The organism is Streptomyces monticola (assembly GCF_042665355.1).
Taxonomy (GTDB): domain Bacteria; phylum Actinomycetota; class Actinomycetes; order Streptomycetales; family Streptomycetaceae; genus Streptomyces; species Streptomyces monticola.
The window spans coordinates 52,494-69,568 of the sequence record NZ_JBHTCF010000015.1; the positions used below are offsets into that span (position 1 = coordinate 52,494).

Annotated in this window: 17 protein-coding genes; 10 read left to right on the forward strand and 7 right to left on the reverse strand. The window is 70.3% G+C overall.

Going from position 1 to position 17,075, the window contains the following annotated elements; translation table 11 throughout:
• Positions 1-102 precede the first annotated feature (102 nt).
• Positions 103-1,254, forward strand: a complete 1,152-nt coding sequence (locus ACFQVC_RS29330) for an SAM-dependent methyltransferase (protein WP_381836187.1) — start codon at positions 103-105, stop codon at positions 1,252-1,254.
• On the opposite strand, the gene ACFQVC_RS29335 is transcribed toward ACFQVC_RS29330, so the two are convergent.
• A complete protein-coding gene (locus ACFQVC_RS29335; RefSeq protein ID WP_381836189.1) occupies positions 1,219-2,370 on the reverse strand; it encodes an NADH-quinone oxidoreductase subunit D in 1,152 nt (383 codons plus the stop codon). The genes ACFQVC_RS29330 and ACFQVC_RS29335 overlap by 36 nt on opposite strands.
• Positions 2,371-2,449: 79 nt before the next feature.
• Between ACFQVC_RS29335 and ACFQVC_RS29340 the strand changes: the two genes are divergently transcribed.
• Positions 2,450-2,947, forward strand: coding sequence for a PH domain-containing protein (locus tag ACFQVC_RS29340; RefSeq protein ID WP_381836191.1), 498 nt, complete (start codon positions 2,450-2,452; stop codon positions 2,945-2,947).
• A gap of 83 nt (positions 2,948-3,030) precedes the next feature.
• Positions 3,031-4,431 (forward strand): PH domain-containing protein, encoded by a 1,401-nt coding sequence (locus ACFQVC_RS29345; RefSeq protein WP_381836442.1) that lies wholly within the window; start codon positions 3,031-3,033, stop codon positions 4,429-4,431.
• Between the two features lie 104 nt (positions 4,432-4,535).
• Here the strand turns inward: ACFQVC_RS29345 and ACFQVC_RS29350 are convergent, their stop codons facing one another.
• The 4 genes from ACFQVC_RS29350 to ACFQVC_RS29365 all read right to left on the reverse strand — a co-directional run bounded on the left by ACFQVC_RS29350 (position 4,536) and on the right by ACFQVC_RS29365 (position 8,349).
• Positions 4,536-5,684 (reverse strand): hypothetical protein, encoded by a 1,149-nt coding sequence (locus tag ACFQVC_RS29350; RefSeq protein ID WP_381836193.1) that lies wholly within the window; start codon positions 5,682-5,684, stop codon positions 4,536-4,538.
• 144 nt (positions 5,685-5,828) lie between these two features.
• The gene (locus ACFQVC_RS29355) at positions 5,829-6,797 is read right to left on the reverse strand and encodes an ABC transporter substrate-binding protein (protein WP_381836195.1); all 969 of its coding nucleotides are present in this window, start codon (positions 6,795-6,797) and stop codon (positions 5,829-5,831) included.
• 158 nt (positions 6,798-6,955) lie between these two features.
• Entirely contained in the window at positions 6,956-7,630 is a 675-nt protein-coding gene (locus tag ACFQVC_RS29360) for an ABC transporter permease (protein WP_381836197.1), read from the reverse strand.
• Positions 7,627-8,349, reverse strand: coding sequence for an ABC transporter permease (locus ACFQVC_RS29365; RefSeq protein WP_381836198.1), 723 nt, complete (start codon positions 8,347-8,349; stop codon positions 7,627-7,629). The genes ACFQVC_RS29360 and ACFQVC_RS29365 overlap by 4 nt, the downstream gene beginning before the upstream one ends.
• A gap of 150 nt (positions 8,350-8,499) precedes the next feature.
• Between ACFQVC_RS29365 and ACFQVC_RS29370 the strand changes: the two genes are divergently transcribed.
• Positions 8,500-9,663, forward strand: coding sequence for an ABC transporter ATP-binding protein (locus ACFQVC_RS29370; RefSeq protein ID WP_381836200.1), 1,164 nt, complete (start codon positions 8,500-8,502; stop codon positions 9,661-9,663).
• A gap of 50 nt (positions 9,664-9,713) precedes the next feature.
• Here ACFQVC_RS29370 and ACFQVC_RS29375 read toward each other — a convergent pair whose 3' ends face one another.
• On the reverse strand, positions 9,714-10,832 hold the full coding sequence (locus ACFQVC_RS29375; RefSeq protein ID WP_381836202.1) for an alpha/beta hydrolase: 1,119 nt from the start codon (positions 10,830-10,832) through the stop codon (positions 9,714-9,716).
• Positions 10,833-11,107: 275 nt separating this feature from the next.
• Here ACFQVC_RS29375 and ACFQVC_RS29380 point away from each other — a divergent pair, with 275 nt between their 5' ends.
• The 6 genes from ACFQVC_RS29380 to ACFQVC_RS29405 all read left to right on the forward strand — a co-directional run bounded on the left by ACFQVC_RS29380 (position 11,108) and on the right by ACFQVC_RS29405 (position 16,133).
• Positions 11,108-12,943, forward strand: a complete 1,836-nt coding sequence (locus tag ACFQVC_RS29380; RefSeq protein WP_381836204.1) for a phosphatidylglycerol lysyltransferase domain-containing protein — start codon at positions 11,108-11,110, stop codon at positions 12,941-12,943.
• A gap of 94 nt (positions 12,944-13,037) precedes the next feature.
• A complete protein-coding gene (gene folP, locus ACFQVC_RS29385; protein WP_381836206.1) occupies positions 13,038-13,898 on the forward strand; it encodes a dihydropteroate synthase in 861 nt (286 codons plus the stop codon).
• Positions 13,895-14,377 carry a nuclear transport factor 2 family protein gene (locus ACFQVC_RS29390; RefSeq protein ID WP_381836208.1) on the forward strand — a complete coding sequence of 161 codons (483 nt, stop codon included), beginning with the start codon at positions 13,895-13,897 and terminating at the stop codon, positions 14,375-14,377. The genes folP and ACFQVC_RS29390 overlap by 4 nt, the downstream gene beginning before the upstream one ends.
• Before the next feature lie 190 nt (positions 14,378-14,567).
• Positions 14,568-14,927 carry a dihydroneopterin aldolase gene (folB, locus tag ACFQVC_RS29395; protein WP_381836210.1) on the forward strand — a complete coding sequence of 120 codons (360 nt, stop codon included), beginning with the start codon at positions 14,568-14,570 and terminating at the stop codon, positions 14,925-14,927.
• The gene (gene folK / locus ACFQVC_RS29400) at positions 14,813-15,571 is read left to right on the forward strand and encodes a 2-amino-4-hydroxy-6-hydroxymethyldihydropteridine diphosphokinase (protein WP_381836212.1); all 759 of its coding nucleotides are present in this window, start codon (positions 14,813-14,815) and stop codon (positions 15,569-15,571) included. The genes folB and folK overlap by 115 nt, the downstream gene beginning before the upstream one ends.
• An 82-nt stretch (positions 15,572-15,653) precedes the next feature.
• Positions 15,654-16,133: a DUF3180 domain-containing protein gene (locus ACFQVC_RS29405; protein ID WP_381836214.1), complete on the forward strand. Its 480-nt coding sequence runs from the start codon at positions 15,654-15,656 to the stop codon at positions 16,131-16,133.
• Between the two features lie 182 nt (positions 16,134-16,315).
• Here ACFQVC_RS29405 and folE read toward each other — a convergent pair whose 3' ends face one another.
• The gene (gene folE, locus ACFQVC_RS29410) at positions 16,316-16,921 is read right to left on the reverse strand and encodes a GTP cyclohydrolase I FolE (protein ID WP_381836216.1); all 606 of its coding nucleotides are present in this window, start codon (positions 16,919-16,921) and stop codon (positions 16,316-16,318) included.
• Between the last annotated feature and the right edge of the window lie 154 nt (positions 16,922-17,075).

Sequence of the window (17,075 nt, forward strand, 5' to 3'; positions counted from 1 at the left end):
CTCGTACTCCCCAAGGTGGAGGGCGCCTAGCCTTTGCGGTGGGACGACCGGAAACGTCATAGGTACGAAAGAGCGCGGTAAGAGCGCGGGAGAGGGTGACTCGTGGAGCGTGCGGGCCTTGAGGCAGGGACTGCGGGCCTTGACGCGTGCGGGGCGCGCGGCTGGCGGGTGGCCGCCGAGGAGGCGCTCTACGGACCCGCCGGGTTCTATCTGCGGCCCGAGGGGCCCGCGGGCCACTTCCGTACGTCGGTGCACGCCTCACCCCTGTTCGCGGCGGCCGTGGCCCGGCTCCTGTGCCGGGTGGACGCCGCCCTCGGGGCGCCCGCCGAACTCGCCTTCGTGGATGTCGGCGCGGGCCGCGGCGAGCTGACAACGGGGGTCCTTGAGGCGCTGCCCGCAAAAGTCGCGGCACGCGTGCGTGCGTACGCCGTGGAGCGCGCCGCCCGCCCCGAGGCGCTCGACGATCCCCGGATCGAGTGGACGGCCTCCCTCCCGCACGGCGTCACCGGGCTGCTCTTCGCCAACGAATGGCTCGACAACGTCCCGCTCGACGTCGTCGAGACGGACGCACGCGGAGTGCCGCGCCTGGTGCTCGTACGGGAGGACGGCAGCGAGACCCAGGGGCCCGAGCCCACGCCCGGCGGTGCAGACGCGCGGTGGCTGGAGCGATGGTGGCCCCTCGGTGCGGAACCCGGCCCGCACGGGGAATCCGTCGCCCGCGCGGAACCCGGCCCGCACGGGGAGCCCGGTCTGCGCGAGGAACCCGGCGCGCGTGGGGAGCCCGGTCTGCGCGCCGAAATCGGGCGCCCCAGGGACGAAGCCTGGGCCAGCGCCGTCGCGGGCCTGGAGCGGGGCCTCGCGGTGGCCGTGGACTACTGCCACGCGCGCGTGGCGCGGCCTGCGTTCGGCACGCTGACCGGTTTCCGTGACGGCCGCGAGTGCCGCCCCGTGCCGGACGGCTCGTGCGACATCACGGCCCATGTGGCGCTCGACGCCTGCGCCCGCCCCGACGCGCTCCTGCTGACCCAGCGCGAGGCCCTCGCCGCGCTCGGGGTGTCGGGCGGCCGCCCCCCGCTGTCCCTGGCGTCCACGGATCCCACGGCGTACGTACGCGCCCTCGCCACCGCCGGCGAGGCAGCCGAACTCACGGCATCCGGCGGCCTCGGCGACTTCGGCTGGCTCCTGCAGCCGGTCGGCCTCCGGGCGGGCGCGGAGCCCCTACTTGTCGATGTCGCCGACGACGAAGAACAGTGACCCGAGGATCGCCACCATGTCGGCGACGAGCGTGCCGGGCAGCAGTTCGGTCAGGGCCTGGATGTTGTTGTACGAGGCCGAGCGCAGCTTCAGCCGGTACGGGGTCTTCTCGCCCTTGGAGACGAGGTAGTAGCCGTTGATGCCGAGCGGGTTCTCGGTCCAGGCGTAGGTGTGGCCCTCGGGGGCCTTGAGGACCTTGGGCAGGCGCTGGTTGATCGGCCCCGGCGGGAGGTCCGCGATCCGGTCGAGACAGGCGTCGGCGAGGTCGAGCGCGACATGGGTCTGCTCCAGGAGGCACTCGAAGCGGGCCAGGCAGTCGCCCTCCTGCCGGGTCACGACCTTCAGGACGTCCTGCAGCTCGCCGTACGCCAGATAGGGCTCGTCCCGGCGCAGATCGAAGTCGACCCCGGAGGCACGGCCGATCGGACCGCTCACGCCGTACGCGTGCACGGCCTCGGGCGTAAGGACGCCGACGTTCCGCGTACGGCCGCGGAAGATCTCGTTGCCGAGGACCAGACGGTCGTAGACGTCCATGCGTGAGCGCACCGAGGCAACCGCGGCACGGGCCCGCGACGTCCAACCGAGCGGAAGATCCTCCTTGAGGCCGCCGACCCGGTTGAACATGTAGTGCATCCGGCCGCCGGAGACCTCCTCCATGACGTTCTGGAGCTCCTCACGCTCCCGGAAGGCATGGAAGACCGGGGTGATTCCGCCCAGTTCGAGCGGGTACGAGCCAAGGAACATCAAATGGTTGAGCACGCGGTTCAGCTCGGCGAGCAGCGTGCGCGTCCACACCGCGCGTTCGGGGACCTCCATGCCGAGCATCCGCTCGACGGCGAGGACCACGCCCAGTTCGTTGGAGAAGGCGGAGAGCCAGTCGTGGCGGTTGGCCAGCATCACGATCTGCCGGTAGTCGCGGGCCTCGAAGAGCTTCTCGGCGCCCCGGTGCATATAGCCGATCACCGGCTCGGCCTGCTGGATACGCTCACCGTCGAGGACCAGGCGCAGGCGCAGGACGCCGTGTGTGGACGGGTGCTGGGGGCCGATGTTGAGCACCATGTCGGTACTCTCCGCGGCGCCGCCGATACCAACCATGGTCTCCGTCTTGGGACTCATGGCGAACAGTCTCTCGTACGGAGGGCACATTGATGGAGACGGGGACGGATACCGAGACGGATACGCGAGGGAGACGGGCATGACTTCCAGTACGGCCCCACGGACGACTCCCGACGAACCGGTATGGAACGGGCTCCCCGAGTCCATGCTCCGGCTGCGGCGGCTGCTGCTCGTGGTGTGGATGGTGCCCCTGACCGTGGCCACCGGAGTGCTGCTGTGGATCTTCGCGGGCCCCGTCTGGGCGGCCTTCGCGGCGGTACCCGCCTTCTTCCTGGTGTGGGGCTGGCCGATGCTCGCGCGCAACTGGCGCTCGTGGCGGTACGCGGAGCGCGCCGACGACCTGCTGATCCAGCGCGGGGTCCTGTGGCGCGAGGAGACCGTGGTGCCGTACGGCCGGATGCAGCTCGTGGAGGTCGAATCCGGGCCGCTGCAGCGGAAGTTCGGCCTGGCGAGCCTGCAGCTGCACACCGCCGCGGCCGCGACCGACGCGACCATTCCCGGCCTCGACCCCGAGGAGGCGGAGCGACTGCGCGACCGGCTCACGGAGCTGGGCGAAGCACGATCGGCGGGGCTGTGAGCGGCGCGGAAGACGGGGACGTGGGGCGGCACGTGAAGGAGCCGAAGCAGGTCGCGGGGCGGCACGCGGAAGGGCCGGACGAGGTGCGGCACGCGAAGGAGCCGGAGCAGGTCGCGGGGCCGCACCCGGAAGGACCGGACGCAGACCAGCCACACCCGGAAGGACCGGACGAGCCGGGCGCCGAGGAGTCTCCCGTACCGGAGCGTCGTCTTCACCCCGTCACGCCGCTGCGCCGCGCCTGGGCGCCGATGGCCGTCGGGGCCGGCTGGGCGGTCCACGATCCGGACGGCGCGTATCGCCGGGTGTCCGATCTGGCCGCCGAGACCCTGCTGATCGGCGGCATACTCCTCGTCCTGGCGGCCTCCCTCTACGGCTTTCTGACCTGGTGGTTCACCCACTTCGCCGTCACCGACACGGAGTTGCGCATCCGCACCGGCCTGCTCTTCCGGCGCACCGCGCACATCCGGCTCGACCGGTTGCAGGCCGTCGATGTCAACCAGCCGCTCCTGGCCCGCTTCCTCGGCGTCGCCAAGCTCAAGATGGACGTCATCGGCACGGACTCCAAGGACGAGCTGGCGTACCTGAGCGAGAAGGACGCGAGCGCCCTGCGGGCCGAACTCCTCGCCCGCGCCGCCGGGTTCGCCCCCGAGTCGGCCTCCGAGGTCGGCGAGGCCCCGGTCGCGAACCTGGTCCACGTGCCGCCGCGCCAGCTGGCCGTCGCCCTGCTCCTGTCGGGCACGACCTGGGTGCTGCTCATCGCCGCCCTCGCCGTGCCGCCGCTGCTGTGGCTGGCCACACACAGCGTCGGACTGCTCATCGGCACGGGCCTGCCGCTGCTCGGAGCCGCGGGCGCGAGCACGGTGGGACGGTTCATCAAGGAGTACGACTGGAAGGTCGGCGAATCCCCCGACGGGCTGCGGCTCGACCACGGGCTGCTCGACAAGGCTCACGAGACGGTGCCGCCGGGCCGTGTGCAGGCGGTGCGCATCGTGGAGCCGCTGCTGTGGCGGCGGCGCGGCTGGGTGCGGGTCGAGCTGGATGTCGCGGGCTCGTCCAACAGCATTCTGGTGCCGGTCGCCCCGCGTGCGCTCGCGGAGTCGGTGATCGCCCGGATCCTGCCGGGGGTCACGGTCCCGCGCGAGCTGTTCCGGCCCCCGGCGCGCTCCGCGTGGTGCGTACCGATCTGGTGGCGCGGCCACGGACTGGCCGTGACGGAGACGGTCTTCGCCACCCGGCACGGACTGCTCAGCCGCACCCTCGCCCTGGTCCCGCACGCGAAGGTGCAGAGTGTGCGACTGACTCAGGGCCCCTGGGAACGCCACAAGGGCGTGGCGGACATCCATGTGGAAACCGGTGCGAACACCTCGGTCACGGCCCGGCTGCGCGACACCACCGAGGCGTCCGCGCTGCTCCAGTCACAGGCCGACCGCTCGCGAACGGGCCGCCGGACGGCACGGCCGGACCGGTGGATGGCCAAGCCGTAGAAGTCCCCCACGAGTTCGCCCCAGCCACAGCCACAGCCGCAACAATCGCCACCGCCGTCACCGCCGCAGGTAACCGCGCCGGGAAATCGGGCTACGAGATCGGGCTACGAGATCGCGCTGCGCAGATCCGCCACATCGATCTGCTCGGTGTCGTCGTGGGCGGTCAGGTCGATGACCTCTCCCACCGGGCCGCGCTGCGCCGACGACGACGTGCCCGAGCCATGCTCCACGCCCTGCGCATCCGCCTCACCCGGCTCCCCGGCCTCGCCCGGTTCCCCCGTCTCGCCCAGCTCTTCGCGCGCCCCCAGTTCCGCCCTGTGGGCGGCCAGCGCCTCCTCGCCCACCACATCGGCGAGGTCTTCGTCCTGCACGGCGCGTACGGCTTCGATGGCGGCCGGGCTCGGGCCCGCCTGCACCGCCTTCGCCGCCGGCCCCGTCTGCGTACCGAAGAAGTCGAATCCGCCCACGGCGGTACGTCGTACCGGAGCGTGCGGTACCACCGCCGCGGCGGCGGGCACGGAGTAGTGCCGAGGGCCCTGGGGTGCGGCGGCCGGGCGCTCGTGAGCGTCGACCGCCCCGGGCTTCCCCTGCGCGGCCTCGACCTCCTCACGGGACGCGCCGCCGGCGGCACTTCCCGCACCGTTCGATGAGGCGGCAGCGGCGGCCGCGTTGTTCTGCTGCGCCGCGGCGTTGCGCTCCAGGCGCTCAAGTGCCGTGCTTGCGCGCAGATAGAGCGCGGGGCTCGGGGTCCGGTTCGCGGTGTCCGCGCCCGCGGGCGGCAGGGCCTTCGCCGGGGCGGCGGCCTCGATCGCGAGGCGGCGGCGCCCTTCGAGCGCGCTGGCCCGCTCGGTCTCCGCGGTGGCGTACCGCCGCAGGAGCGCCGCGTGTTCGCTGCGCAGGGCGGCCAGTTCGGCACGCTTGGAGCGGAGTTTGCCCTCGAGCTTGCCGCGCAGTTCGCGCGACTCGTCGAGGTCGGACTCCAGCTCGGCTATTCGCTCGTCGTGCTTCCACTCGTCGCTCGCCCGGGCCCGGGTGAGTTCCGCGACGCGTTTGCCGGCGAGCCGGTCCCAGCGGCGCATGACGACCGAACCCACGACGGCCGCGGCCGCGGCCGCGCCGACCAGGCCGCGCAGCACCACGGGTTCCGCGACCAGCCAAGCTCCGGCGGCGCAGACGAGCGATACGCCGGCGACCGTCGAGGGGGGAAGCAGCCTGTGCAGGGGTGGGGAATGGCGGTGACGTCCACGTGGCATGGCCAGAAACTTACCGCGCGTGCAGAGCGGACGAACCCCCGCCCGGGAATCTGTTCCCTTGTGGTTACGTACGCCCCATACGGTTCAAGCGGCAACCAACCGCCATCCCCCACCACTTGAGGCCCTTTGCGGGTCAGCTCAAGATCATTTCTTGATGAGCCCCTTGGACTCCAGGTACTCCTTGGCCGCGTCGGCTTCCTTGACCCGCTCCGCGTCCACCTTGCGGTTGAGTTCCACGAGATCCTGTGTGGACAGCGTCTCGGTCAGCTTCGCGAGTACGTCGGCGATCTCCTTGTCGCCCGCCTCCTTGCTGTTGACCACCGGGAGGATGTTGTCGGCGTTCTGCAGTTTCTTGTCGTCCTCGAGCAGGACGAGGTCGTAGTTCTCCAGCGTCGCGTCCGTCGTGGTGGTCAGGACGAGCTGGTCCTCGCCGTCCTTGACGGCCTGCTTGGCCTGCGGGGTTCCGACGCCCTTGGGGTCGACGCCCGCGACGTCGATGCCGTACGTCTTCTTCAGACCCGGTGCGCAGAACGGCCGCACCTCGCACTCGTCACCGGCCGCGATCTTCACCTTCAGCTTTGCCTTGCCGAGGTCGGAAAGCGACTTGAGCTTGTTCTTCTGCGCGTATTCCTTGCTCACCGCGAAGGCGTTCTGGTCGACCGCCGCGCCCGCGGGCAGGACCTTCAGTCCGCGCGGTCCGGCCAGCTTCTCCAGGGCGGCGACGGTGGCTTCGACGTCACTGGAGGCGACCGGCTTCGCCTTCGGGCCGTTCTTCTTGGCGTTGAGGAATTCGGCGAGCGTCGCGGCGTATTCGGGGACTACGTCGATGTCGCCCTTCTCCAGGGACGGTTCGTAAAGCTCACGGTTCTCCACGGTCTTGATGGACGTGCCGTATCCGGCGTCCTTCAACAGCTGGGAGTAGAGCTCGGCGAGCACCTTGGACTCGGTGAAGCCGGCGGAACCCACCACCAGGGAGCCCTTTTTGCCGCCACCGCCCTTCTCCGAGCCCTTGTTCTCAAGGCTGTCGCCGCCGCAGGCGGTCAGCCCCGCGGCAAGGCCGACCACGGCGGCCGCGGCGGCGGCCGTCCGTATGCCGTGCGGAAACTTCTTCATGGGGAACCACCATTCGCTGTCGTATGACGTCTGAAGTCGCTTTACATCACTTACGTGGCACTACTTACGCGGCGCCGCTTAGGCGGCACTGCGCGAGCGTCGCGCGGCGGAGCATCGCACGACGGGCCCGTACCCCGGCGGCATACCCCGGCGGAGCCTTACGCCGCGGCCCTGCGCCGCATCGGATCGAACCACTTGCCAAGGGCCACGAGAACCCCCTCCACCAGGAGAGCCAGCGCCGCGACGAGAACCGCACCGGCGACGACCTGCGGAGTGTCCTGCAGGTTGAAGCCGGCCGTGATGATCCGGCCGAGGCCGCCCTCCCCCGCCATCGCGGCGAGCGTCGCCGTCGCGACCACCTGCACCGCGGCGGAACGGAGGCCCGTCATGACCAGCGGGTAGGCCAGCGGGAGTTCCACCTTCAGGAAGAGCTGGCGGCCGCTCATGCCCATGCCGCGCGCCGCCTCCACCACCGCACGGTCCACCTCGCGCATACCGACGTAGGCATTGGTCAGCAGCGGCGGCACGGCGAAGAGCACCAGGGCGATCAGGGTGGGCAGATCGCCGAGCTTGCCGAGCGGGGTGAGCGAGAGCAGGACGAGCACCGCGAGCGTGGGAACGGCGCGCCCCACATTGGAGATATTGACCGCGAGCGCACCCCCCTTGCCGATGTGCCCGAGCACGAGCGCGACGGGCAGCGCGATGAGACAGGCGACGGCGAGGCAGGTCCCGCTGAAGTCGAGATGCTCGGCCAGCCGGTTCCAGACGCCCTTTTCGCCCTGCCAGTTGGCACCGTCGGCCAGCCAGTCGAAGGCACCCGATATCGCGTTCATGCGGGCTCCGTCACCTTCGGTGTGCGCTCGGCGCGGGGGCCGCCACGCACCGTCCGTATTCGGGTCCAGGGGGTCAGCCACCGCTGCAGGGCGAGCAGAAGCAGATCGGCGGCGATCGCGAGCAGGACGCACAGGAGCGAGGCGGTCAGCACCTGCGCCTTGAAGTCACTGCGCAGGCCGGACATGATCAGGCCGCCAAGGCCGCCGAAGTCCACGATCGCGCCGACGGTCGTCATGGCGATCGTGGAGACCGTGGCGATGCGCACGCCGGCGAGCAACGCGGGCAGCGCGAGCGGGAGTTCCACCTCCCAGAGCAGCCGCCCCGGTCCGTAACCCATCCCGCGGGCCGCCTCCCTGGCCTCTTCGGGGACCGCCTCGAGCCCCGCCAGGATGTTCCGCACGAGGATCGTCAGGGAGTAGAGCACCAGGCCGGTGACGACCAGGGCCACGGAGAGCCCGAACGCCGGGAGCAGCAGCGAGAACATGGCGAGCGACGGCACCGAGTACAGCGCCGTGGTCACCCCGAGCACCGGTCCCGCGAAGGTGCGGCTGCGGCGCGCGAGCAGGGCGAGCGGGAAGGCCACGGCGAGCCCGATCACCACCGACGCGGCCGTGATGCCGATGTGCTGGACCGTGGCGTCGACCAACTCCTGGCCGCGGGAGCGGACGTACTCCCCGCACAGCCAGTCATTGGTGACCAGGCAGTTCTGCTCGGCCATCGCCCGCCCGCCTCCCCCGAACACCTTCGTACGCCCGTCCGTACATCCGTCGTATGTCTGGCGACCCTAAACCCCGGCACTGACAATCGCCGAGAGCCGTCGTCTTGCAGCAACATGAGGTTCACAGAACGCCCACCACAATGGGGAGCCATGATCCGGTTCGAGCACGTCACCAAGCGCTACGCAGACGGCACCACGGCCGTCGACGACCTGTCCTTCGAGGTTGCCGAGGGCGAACTGGTCACGCTTGTGGGCCCTTCGGGCTGCGGCAAGACCACCACGATGAAGATGGTGAACCGGCTCATCGAACCCACCTCGGGCCATATCCACCTGGACGGCGAGGACATATCCACCGTCGACCCGGTCGAACTGCGGCGCCGGATCGGCTATGTCATCCAGCAAGTGGGCCTGTTCCCGCACAAATCGGTTCTGGACAACACCGCGACCGTCCCGCATCTCCTCGGCGTCAAGCGCTCCAAGGCCCGTGAGCGCGCCGCCGAGCTCCTCGACCTGGTCGGCCTCGACCCGTCCGTCTACGGCGGGCGCTACCCCGAGCAGCTCTCCGGCGGCCAGCGCCAGCGCGTCGGTGTGGCCCGCGCACTGGCCGCGGACCCGCCGGTGCTCCTCATGGACGAGCCCTTCGGCGCCGTCGACCCGGTGGTCCGCGAGCATCTGCAGAACGAATTCCTCAAGTTGCAGGCGGCGGTGCGCAAGACCGTGCTCTTTGTCACACATGACATCGAGGAGGCGGTCCGGCTCGGTGACCGCATCGCCGTCTACGGCGCCGGACGTATCGAGCAGTACGACGCACCTGCCGCCGTTCTCGGCGCCCCCGCCACTCCCTATGTGGCGGATTTCGTAGGTGCGGACCGTGGGTTGAAGCGGCTCTCGGTCACCCCCATCGAGGAGGGCGATCTGCAGCAGCCGCCGGTGGTACGCCTGGACGACCCGCTCGGCGAGGCCGCGGCGCAGCTGAGCGCGGAAGGCGCCCACTGGGCCGTCGTACTCGACGAAGAGGGCCATCTGCACGGCTGGATCTCGGCCGAACACACCCTGAGCGACGGCACCGTGCGCGATCAGGCCCGCCGCATGGAGGCCTGGCTGCCGGTAGGCGCCTCTCTTAAGCAGGCGTTTTCGACGATGCTGCAGCACGACGCCGGCTGGATCGCCGTGATCGACGAGGCGGCGGTGGGCCGTTTCCTGGGGGTCCTGACCCCCGCGACCCTGCACGAGGCGCTGCGCCGCTCGACCACGGCGGACGCCCGGGACATCTCCCGCGCGGAGGTCGACCTGGAGACGGTGACCATTCGCTGACCACCACCCCTGAGGCGACGGCTGCTTCGCGCTGACCTTGTCGCTTACTTCTACTTCGCGCTGACCTTGTCACTCAGCCACACCAGGGCGGGCGGGATCTCCCTGCGCCAGGTGTTGAAGTTGTGGCCGCCGCTGTCGAGGATGATCGAGGAGACCCGGGTCGGGGACTTCACCTTGTCGATGAACTGCTCCGTCTCCTTGAGGTTGCCCTCGCCCTGCTTGCTGCTGGTGGTCAGCAGCGCGACCTTCGGGGCGGGTTCGTGGTCGAGCAGCCACAGCAGGTCGGCGCGCTGCTCCACCTTCTTGTCGCCCTGGAAGAGGTCACCGGTGGTGTCGTCGATGGGCGCCCGGTAGTTGGCGGAGAGACCGGCGCCCGCGGCGAACTTGTCGGGGTGCTTCATGGCGATCTTCAACGCGCAGTAGCCGCCGGTGGAGTTGCCGATGACGCCCCAGTTCTCGGGCTTGGTGCCGACCCGGTAGTGGTCGGAGATCGCGGCCGGCAGGTCCCTGGCGAAGAAGGTCTCGGTCTGCGGGCCGTTCGGGACGTCCACGCACTCGGTGTCGCGCGGCGGCGCCACCGTGGGCCGCAGCATGACCAGGATCATCGGCTGCATCTTGCCCTGCTTGGCCTGGTTGTGGGCGGTGGCCGGGTAGCGAAGTCCGTTGAGCAGATTCTCGGCCGTGCCCGGGTAGCCGGTGATCACCACGGCTGCGGGGAACTGGCGGTCCTTGTCCTTGAAGTACTCGGGCGGCAGGTAGACATACGCGGGTGAGCGTATGTCGGAGTCCTTGCCGACCACGTCGATCTTCTGTATCTGGCCGCCGACGGTGGGCTTGGAGCCGCCGGTCACGTTCGTCACGGCCTGGGTGCCGACGACCTTGACCGAGCCGTTGGCACCGCCGGCCTTGTCGTGGTCCACGACGACGCCCATCTCCTGTTCCTGGCCGAAGAGATCGGCCCAGGAGGCGTAGAACTCGAAGGAGCGGTTGGCGGCGAGCCCGACCGAGGCGAACACCATCACCTGGGTCGCCGCGAGCAGGCCGATACGGCCGAGCACGGCACGCCAGTTGCGGCCCGCCAGCTTCGGCCACAGCCATACCGTCGCGACGAACAGCAACACGGCCAGAGCGGCGGCCAACACCAGCACGAGATTGCTCTTGAGACCCATGGGGTTTTCCTGCCTGCGCTTTCTGCCGGGCGAACGCCCGGGCTTCCGTCCTACGCCGGTGTCCGTCCGGCGCGGCACCCGCTGGGGCACCGCCGGTTCGGCTCCGGCGTCTTCGCCGGTTTCCGGCCTCTGCACCGGTTTTCCGGGCGGAGAGTGAACCCGTCTCCCTGTTGTGCCGTCCTAGAGGGCGCAATTTGTCCGGCGTAATGAAGGAGCCGGGCTCCAGCTCTCTCGCAGAACTACGGGATGCGATGTCTGTCAGGATAGATGGGGAAATGTCGGGTGGGGTTGCAGCCATTTCTCGCAGGGCCCGCCGCATACTGCGCGGGCCGAGCCCCGAGAAGGTTCCGTCCCTGGTCGCCACCGCCTGCACCCTGGTAGGCCTCCTGGACATCGCCGCGGGGGTCTTCCCGAGATTCCGGCACAGCCGGATCCATGCCATCGCCGAGGTCCTGCCGGGCGCCCTCGGCCCCTTCGCCGCCGCCCTGGCGCTCAGCGCGGGTGTCCTCCTGCTGCTGCTCGCACACGGCCTCAGGCGTCACAAGAAGCGGGCCTGGCGGGCCGCCGTGGTGCTGCTCCCGGCCGGTGCCGTGGCGCAGTTCGCGTACCGGCACTCGATCCTGGGCGTCGTGATCGCCGGTCTGCTCCTCGCCCTCCTGTTGCGCCATCGGAGTGAATTCTCCGCGCTCCCCGATCCCCGCAGCCGTTGGCGTGCCCTTGCCAACTTCTTCCTGATGGGCACCTTCTCACTGGGCCTCGGCACGGTCGTCGTCGGCACCCACCCGCACAAGGTGATCGGCGACCCGAGCCTCGCCGACTACCTCACGCACGTCGTATACGGCCTGTTCGGCGTCGAAGGCCCCATCGACTACACAGGACGTACGTCCTGGACCGTCGGCTACTCGCTCGGCGCCCTCGGCCTGCTCACCGCCATCACCACGATCTATCTGGCCTTCCGGCCCGAGCACCCGGCGGCCAGGCTCACCCAGGACGACGAGGCACAGCTGCGGGAGCTGCTCGTGCGGCACGGGGAGCGCGACTCCCTCGGCCACTTCGCGCTCCGCCGCGACAAGGCCGTGGTCTTCTCGCCCAGCGGCAAGGCCGCCGTCACCTACCGCGTCGTGTCCGGTGTGATGCTCGCCAGCGGCGATCCCATCGGGGACGTCGAGGCCTGGCCGGGCGCCATCGAACGCTTCATGGACGAGGCGAAGAAGCACTCCTGGACGCCCGCCGTCATGGGCTGCTCGGAGACGGGCGGCGAAGTATGGACCCGCGAGACCGGCCTCGACGCGCTCGAACTGGGCGACGAGGCGGTGGTGGACGTCGTGGATTTCTCCCTCACCGGGCGCGCGATGCGCAACGTGCGGCAGATGGTCAAGCGCATCGAGCGCAATGGCTACGAAACCCGGGTACGGCGCGTACGTGACCTCAGCGAAGGGGAGTTGGAGCGCGTCCAGCGCGCCGCCGCCGACTGGCGCGGCACCGACACGGAGCGCGGCTTCTCCATGGCGCTCGGCCGCATCGGCGACCCGGACGACGGCGACTGCCTGATCGCCACGGCCCACAAACAGGACGAAGTCCCCGGCCCCTACGGCGACTTGAAGGCGGTCCTCCACTTCGTGCCCTGGGGCAAGGACGGCGTCTCGCTCGATCTGATGCGCAGGGACCGCTCCGCCGACCCCGGCATGAACGAACTCCTCATCGTGGCGGCCCTGCAGGCGGCCCCGAAGCTGAACATCGCGCGCGTGTCGCTGAATTTCGCGATGTTCCGCTCGGCGCTCGCCCGCGGCGAGAAGCTCGGCGCGGGCCCGGTCCTGCGCACCTGGCGCGGACTGCTCGTATTCCTGTCGCGCTGGTTCCAGATCGAGTCCCTGTACAAGTTCAACGCCAAGTTCCGGCCCCGCTGGGAGCCCCGATTCGTGGTCTTCCGCACCACCCGTGACCTGCCCCGCATCGGTATCGCCGCGATGCAGGCCGAGGGCTTCGTGACGCTCGCGATGCCGCGCTTCCTGCGCCCCCGGCCGCGCCCGCAGCGCCCCTGCCCGCACACTCCGGCCGTCGAGCGGCAGGAACGGGCGACGGAGCGCGAGCGCGAGGTCCAGACGGTCTGAGCACCGCCGCACCCGGCGGCAGGGCACTGGTGCGGACCGGGCTGCGGCGCCCGCTCCGTACTGGCCGCCCGCCGTCCGGGCCTAGGCTGGAGGCATGAGTACGTTGCGCGGCCGAGGCTCGGTCGAAGGCCTTCCGGAGTGGGACCGCTGTGCGGTGATGGGGGTCGTCAATGTGACGCCTGACTCCTTCTCCGACGGCGGCCGCTGGTTCGACACCACGGCCGCCGTCAAGCACGGCCTCGATCTGGTCTCGGAGGGCGCCGACCTGGTCGATGTCGGCGGCGAGTCGACCCGCCCCGGCGCGAGCCGTGTCGACGAGGCCGAGGAGCTGCGCCGCGTCGTCCCCGTGGTGCGCGGTCTCGCCTCCGAGGGTGTCACCGTCTCCGTGGACACCATGCGCGCCCGGGTCGCCGAACAGGCACTCGCGGCGGGCGCCGTCCTCGTCAACGACGTCAGCGGCGGTCTCGCCGACCCCGCCATGATCCCCACGGTCGCCGCCGCCGGGGCCCCGTTCGTCGTCATGCACTGGCGCGGCTTCAGCGAGGACATGAACAGCCGCGCGGTGTACGAGGACGTGCTGGCCGAAGTCGTCGCCGAGCTGCACGCGCGCGTAGAGGCGGTTGTCGCCGGCGGTGTCGCCCCGGAGCGGATCGTGGTCGACCCCGGCCTCGGCTTCGCCAAGCAGGCCGACCACGACCTGACCCTGCTCGCCGGAATGAAGGAACTGCGCTCCCTGGGGCGCCCGGTCCTGGTCGCCGCGTCCCGCAAACGCTTCCTCGGACGTGTGCTCGCCGGCCCCGACGCCGCCCCGCCACCCGCCCGCGAGCGGGACGCCGCCACCGCCGCCGTCTCCGCCATCGCCGCACACGAGGGCGCCTGGGCCGTGCGCGTCCACGAGGTGCGGGCCACCGCCGACGCCGTGCGCGTAGCCCGCGCCGTAGAAGGAGCCCAGTGACGTCACGTACGGACATCGAAGCCGTCGAAAGTGCCAACACCGCCTTCTACGAGGCACTTGAGCAGGGCGCCTTCGAGGGCCTCTCCGACCTCTGGGTCTCCGACGACGACGAGGACGGGGCGGCCGAGACCGTCTCCTGTGTGCACCCCGGCTGGCCCGTGCTCACCGGTCGCGGCGAGGTGCTCAGGTCGTACGCCCTGATCATGGCGAACACCGAGTACATCCAGTTCTTCCTCACCGACGTGAAGGTCGGGGTGCACGGTGACACCGCCCTGGTGAGCTGCACGGAGAACATCCTCAGCGGCGGCCCCGCCGAGGAGAGCGGCGAACTCGGCCCGCTGGTCGGCCAGCTCGTGGTCGCCACAAATGTGTTCCGTCGCACATCCGACGGCTGGAAGATGTGGTCCCACCACGCCTCGCCGGTGCTCGCCGAAACTGATGACGAAGAGGACACAGAAGGCGGCGAAACACCCGCCTGAGTGGGTAGGGGACCCGTGGGGATTGGAATCTTGGGCCCTTGGGTATGGGCGGCTACCAGCCGCAGCCCGGATTGTCCATAGCCCCCGTGGGCAAGCAGTGTCGGCGCTCGCAGGTAGATTCGAATGGGCCTCGTGTGCCGACCGCACTCGGCATGGGCCTGCCGAACCGACGATTGCAGGAGTGATTCGCGTGGATCGTGTCGCGCTGCGCGGCCTCAAGGCCCGTGGGAACCACGGTGTCTTCCCCCGTGAACGCGAAGAGGGCCAGACCTTCATCGTGGACCTGGTGCTCGGCCTCGACACCAGGGCGGCCGCGGCCGACGACGACCTGGCGAAGACCGTGCACTACGGCGTCGTCGCCGAAGAGGTCGTGGCGGTCGTCCAGAGCGACCCCGTCGACCTCATCGAAACCCTCGCCGAGCGCATCGCACAGCAGTGCCTGAAACACGAAGGCGTCGAGGAGGTGGAGGTGGTGGTGCACAAGCCGGACGCACCGATCACCGTGCCCTTCGACGACGTCACCATCACCATCACCCGGAGCCGAGTATGAAGCCCTCCCGTCACCCGGCCACCGCCCCTGAAGGAGCCGCTTCGCGGCGCGGTGATTTCGGCGACCCGACCGTACAGCCGGTGCCCGCCTCCGTGGTGGAACAGGTGGATGCCGCGGACGTCACCCTCAGCAACCCCAAATTCGCCGTCATCGCCCTCGGCAGCAATCTCGGCAACCGCCTGGAGACCCTCCAGGGCGCCGTCGACGCCCTGGAGGACACCCCGGGCCTGCGCGTGAAGGCCGTCTCGCCGGTGTACGAGACGGAGCCCTGGGGCGTCGAGCCGGGCTCACAGCCCGCGTACTTCAACGCCGTGGTGGTCATCAAGACCACCCTGCCCCCGTCCTCGCTCCTGGAGCGCGCACACGCCGTCGAGGAGGCCTTCCACCGCGTCCGCGACGAGCGCTGGGGCCCGCGCACCATCGACGTCGACATCGTCGCGTACCAGGACGTCATCTCCGACGACCCGGCCCTCACGCTGCCGCACCCGCGCGCTCATGAGCGGGCCTTTGTGCTCGCCCCCTGGCACGACGTCGATCCGGAGGCGCAGATTCCGGGCCGCGGTCCCGTCGCCGAGCTGCTCGGCCAGGTCATGGGCCAGGGTGTCGCAGCCCGTGGCGACCTGGAACTCCGGCTGCCCGAGTAGTCGTTAGGGTCTGCACAGGCCCGCGTACGGGTTCACAGGGACCCCGAGGACGAGGCAAGACGAGGAAGAGGCGACCGCCACCGTGAAGCAGCTGCGCATCCGGACGCTGATCGGACTGTTCGTGGTCGCGGGGGTGCTGTCCTGGGCGGGCGCCCGGCTCTGGGATTCGCTCGGCGATCTGCCGAGCGTCCCCCTCGCCGCCCCGATCGTGCTCGCCGTGATCGCCGCGGTCCTGCTGGCGACGGCGCTCTCCATCCGTGCCCGCCTGCGCGCCCAGCGCGAGCGCAGGCCGGGGGCCAAGGGCGTGGAACCCATGATGGCGGCCCGCGCCCTGGTATTCGGCCAGGCAAGCGCCCTGGTCGCAGCCCTGGTCACGGGGGTGTACGGCGGCGCGGGCGTCTTCCTGCTCAGCCTCCTCGACGTCCCCGCCCGCCGCGACCAGGCCATCTATGCCGGCTTCGCGGTCCTGGCAGGCGTGGGCGTGATCGCTGCGGCCCTGTTCCTTGAGCGGGTCTGCCGGCTCCCGGACGACGAGGACGAGGTCGGCGCGGCCGCGGCGTAGGGCGCAGGCGCAGGACCGAGCGCCGCCCCGAACTCCAGGGCGCAGAACCCGAGTTCACCGAGGCGCGACCGAACCTGCCCCCCGGAAACCCCTGCCCCTGCCCCGGAAACCCCGGTCCCTGCCCTGCCCTTGCCCCTGCCCCTGCCCTTGCCCGCAGACCTCAAAAGGCCGCGCGCCGCGCCTCACTTCGCCATGATCAGGCTCATCGCCTCGGCCCGCGTGGCCGGGTCCCGCAGCTGCCCCCGTACCGCCGACGTGATCGTCTTCGCGCCCGGCTTGCGCACACCGCGCATCGTCATGCACATGTGCTCGCACTCCACCACGACGATCACTCCGCGCGGCTCCAGGATCTGCATCAGGGAGTCGGCGATCTGCGTGGTCAGCCGCTCCTGCACCTGGGGACGCCGGGCATAGACGTCGACGAGCCTGGCCAGCTTGGACAGACCGGTGATCTTGCCGTCGTTGGACGGGATATACCCGACGTGCGCCACTCCGACGAAGGGCACCAGATGGTGCTCGCAGGAGCTCATCACCTCGATGTCCTTCACCAGCACCATCTCGTCGTGACCGAGATCGAAGGTGGTGGTCAGGACGTCCTCGGGCTGCTGCCACAGACCGGCGAATATCTCCTTGTACGCCCTCGCCACCCGCGCCGGCGTCTCCCGCAGCCCCTCACGGTCCGGGTCCTCTCCGACCGCGATGAGAAGCTCACGCACGGCGTTCTCGGCTCGCTTCTCGTCGAACTCGCCGATCGAGCCCTCGCCGTCCAGCGTCACCGGGTCGGTCATCTGTGCCTCGTTCCTGTTACGACTGGCATGGCGCCTGTACGTCTGACATGCGGCGCACAAAGATGCCGCGCCCCCCAAGGCTAAAACTTGGGGGGCGCGGCATCCATTCCGGGCCTGCTGAGGCGTCCGGGGAGAACCCCGGGCCTCATGACCG

Bases quoted from the DNA above. Each gene is read 5' to 3' on its own strand.
- ACFQVC_RS29370 (WP_381836200.1), top strand. From the start codon at position 8,500: ATGATCCGGTTCGAGCACGTCACCAAGCGCTACGCAGACGGCACCACG.
- ACFQVC_RS29365 (WP_381836198.1), bottom strand. From the start codon at position 8,349: ATGGCCGAGCAGAACTGCCTGGTCACCAATGACTGGCTGTGCGGGGAG.
- ACFQVC_RS29375 (WP_381836202.1), bottom strand. From the start codon at position 10,832: ATGGGTCTCAAGAGCAATCTCGTGCTGGTGTTGGCCGCCGCTCTGGCC.
- ACFQVC_RS29350 (WP_381836193.1), bottom strand. From the start codon at position 5,684: ATGCCACGTGGACGTCACCGCCATTCCCCACCCCTGCACAGGCTGCTT.
- ACFQVC_RS29380 (WP_381836204.1), top strand. From the start codon at position 11,108: ATGTCGGGTGGGGTTGCAGCCATTTCTCGCAGGGCCCGCCGCATACTG.
- ACFQVC_RS29340 (WP_381836191.1), top strand. From the start codon at position 2,450: ATGACTTCCAGTACGGCCCCACGGACGACTCCCGACGAACCGGTATGG.
- folE (WP_381836216.1), bottom strand. From the start codon at position 16,921: ATGACCGACCCGGTGACGCTGGACGGCGAGGGCTCGATCGGCGAGTTC.
- ACFQVC_RS29360 (WP_381836197.1), bottom strand. From the start codon at position 7,630: ATGAACGCGATATCGGGTGCCTTCGACTGGCTGGCCGACGGTGCCAAC.
- ACFQVC_RS29355 (WP_381836195.1), bottom strand. From the start codon at position 6,797: ATGAAGAAGTTTCCGCACGGCATACGGACGGCCGCCGCCGCGGCCGCC.
- ACFQVC_RS29335 (WP_381836189.1), bottom strand. From the start codon at position 2,370: ATGAGTCCCAAGACGGAGACCATGGTTGGTATCGGCGGCGCCGCGGAG.
- folP (WP_381836206.1), top strand. From the start codon at position 13,038: ATGAGTACGTTGCGCGGCCGAGGCTCGGTCGAAGGCCTTCCGGAGTGG.